The sequence below is a fragment of the Aliivibrio sp. 1S128 genome, from assembly GCF_001691065.1.
Classification (GTDB): Bacteria; Pseudomonadota; Gammaproteobacteria; order Enterobacterales; family Vibrionaceae; genus Aliivibrio.
In genome coordinates this window covers 1-1,710 of the sequence record NZ_MAJV01000128.1, presented here as the reverse complement: position 1 = coordinate 1,710, position 1,710 = coordinate 1, and the positions used below count along the sequence as shown (strand labels likewise).

The window sequence follows — 1,710 nt, the reverse complement described above, 5'->3', positions numbered from 1 at the left end:
TATCTTTATTACAAAAAAAAACCATCGAAGAGCAGGTATCATTGGTATTTGCTGTAATATCAATATAATTTTCTTTGCTTGTTTTAAATATCACTGACTCATCAAAATACAAACTTTCAAACAACATAGGTTTTAATCTAAAGTTAACCAGTTTGAATGAGAGTAACGCACTTGCCCCAGCTCCAATGAACGCCATAGGACCAACAAAAACAACTGCAATCAAACATACAACGACCCCCACTCGACCTATCATTCGTATACATTTATATGCATACTCAGGTACCACATCTGCTTGTTCGGTTAATATTCCGTTTTTAGTGAATTTGTAAACCCGCTTTATATCGGCGGATGCAAAAAAAATAAAAACCAAATTAAGTAAAAGACCACCTCCTACGTAAATAATAATTTCTCCAACATCAAGCCCATCATGACTAGAGTCATACGACATCCAAAAAATAAATAATGAACATAACAATGCCACAAAATACCCCAAATATTGGTGCTCTATGGTTTCATACTCATAAAGCACTTCTTCGTTGTATAAGGCCTTTCTCATGGTTTCTATTTTGTCTGTATTGTCTATATCTTTATGAGTTAGCATTATTTATGCTCAAGTTTTCAGAGGGTTCAAATGGGCCGTAGTTATCTATTTCCTTAGGGTGGTTTATTTCAACGTATCTACTTTTACGAAATACACTTAATAGATGCTTCTTTATCTCTTCTCGATCGTTAGGAAAATAAAATAACCATTCGTATGAAGCATATAAATCATATGGATGGCTTATAATGGCAAAAGTATCCTCTTTTCGAATATCAAATAAAGTATATTCATCAGAAAAAAGTATGTATGACTTGCTGATTTTTGACTCAAACCCTGTCATTTTAAATGACAACAATGCACAAGCTCCTGCCCCAACAAAAGCCATTGGCCCTATTATAGTTACAGCCAAAAAACTTACCGCCACACCAAACCAAGCAAAACCTCTCATCACTTTATACGCCATTTCAGGAATTATCTGCTCTGTTGTAAAGTGAATACCTTTTTCCGTTAAATAAAAACAAATATGCTCATCAGCAAGAAATAAATAACGCGATACTAATGCCATAGCTATGCCCATTAGCAATAATGGAATTATCGTCTCGCTATCTTTAATTAGTAAATATAGGCCACCATAAACAATTAATGACGAGCCAATAGCAATCATCCAGCGCAAAGCATAACTAGCCCTATCACACCTTATAGCTTCCCATTGATAAATAATTGGTAATTCATGAAGCTCACGCTCAAGTTCTAATTCATTGTCTTTATTATGCATTATTTAACGTATCCTTTACAACTTCACATCAATCCTGAACGATTGAATGTAGGAACTCTTTATATTTATAATGGGAATATATATCATCTTCTTCCTCTACCTCATAAAAATAACCATTTGGATAGAATTCCCTTAATGTATTGAAAATTTCATTAATGTTTTTACCATTACTGATAAAACCATTCCCTGAAACTAATAAATCTGCATTGGGAAGTATTGATACATAATTTGCTTTTGAAGACTTTATTATCACTGACTCATCAAAATACAACGTTTCAAACATCATAGGTTTCAACCTAAAATTAAACAGTTTGAATGAGAGTAATGCACTCGCCCCTGCTCCAACAAACGCCATAGGACCAACAAAAACAACAGCAATCAAACATACAACGAC

The 1,710-nt window shown here is 33.7% G+C and carries 2 protein-coding genes and 1 pseudogene; all 3 read right to left on the bottom strand.

Features of this window, described 5'->3' with window-relative positions:
* A partial coding sequence (locus A6E03_RS17540; protein WP_065601408.1) for a hypothetical protein occupies positions 1-601 on the bottom strand: 601 nt, incomplete at its 3' end.
* Entirely contained in the window at positions 588-1,316 is a 729-nt protein-coding gene (locus A6E03_RS17535) for a hypothetical protein (protein ID WP_065601407.1), read from the bottom strand. The genes A6E03_RS17540 and A6E03_RS17535, both read right to left, overlap by 14 nt.
* Before the next feature lie 28 nt (positions 1,317-1,344).
* Positions 1,345-1,710: pseudogene (locus tag A6E03_RS17530) on the bottom strand (hypothetical protein); the annotation flags it as partial.

Bases quoted from the DNA above. Each gene is read 5' to 3' on its own strand.
- A6E03_RS17535 (WP_065601407.1), bottom strand. From the start codon at position 1,316: ATGCATAATAAAGACAATGAATTAGAACTTGAGCGTGAGCTTCATGAA.